At 47.2% G+C, this 593-nt stretch carries 1 protein-coding gene; it reads left to right on the top strand.

Features of this window, described 5'->3' with window-relative positions; translation table 11 throughout:
• Nucleotides 1-593: hypothetical protein (locus tag ACFIO3_RS15885; RefSeq protein ID WP_375704794.1), on the top strand; the 593-nt coding region annotated here is incomplete at both ends.

The raw sequence follows: 593 nt of genomic DNA, 5'->3' as shown, positions 1-593 counted from the left end.
TTGAACAGAATTGGTTACAATCCTGACAGAGAGATTTTTTTCTTAGGCGATGCTTATTTCGAAAAGGAATTGATTGAAAAACAAATGCGTGATCTTGTTGGTCAAGGTTTGGGCAAAGGTTCCTTTATTCCTGGAAGTGATGCCATTGAACAAGTCAAAACTTTGCTGGATGTCGGGGCAGAATATGCAAAAGCCCACAATCTCCCCTTTGGTGAGGCTTTGAGTGAAGAACAATTGGCGTCCCTAGAAGCGCCGATGGTGATTTATGTGCGCCAACAGGTCAAGGGCATGGATGTTTATGCTCCGGTGCTTTACATCCCCGAAAAAGACAGAGCCTCCTTTGTTTCTGCTGGAGCTTTGATCATGGGCGATGATGTGAATATCACCAGCCAGAATACCAGCAATTCCACGATAACCAATTCAGGGCGGATTGCGGCAAATCACCAATTGCATGTGCATGGCGGGGATATCTTTAGTCAAGGGGGGCATTTTGCGGCGGGTGGGGATGCTGTTTTAGTTGCGGAGAAGAATATTCGTTTGGATGCAGGGCGCACAACGGTTGACGGCGTGGAGACCGTTTTAAACACCGAGGC

The organism is Bartonella sp. AD328YNZD (assembly GCF_042196425.1).
The sequence above is the reverse complement of the archived record's forward strand: the minus strand, read 5'-3'. Positions and strand labels throughout refer to the sequence as shown.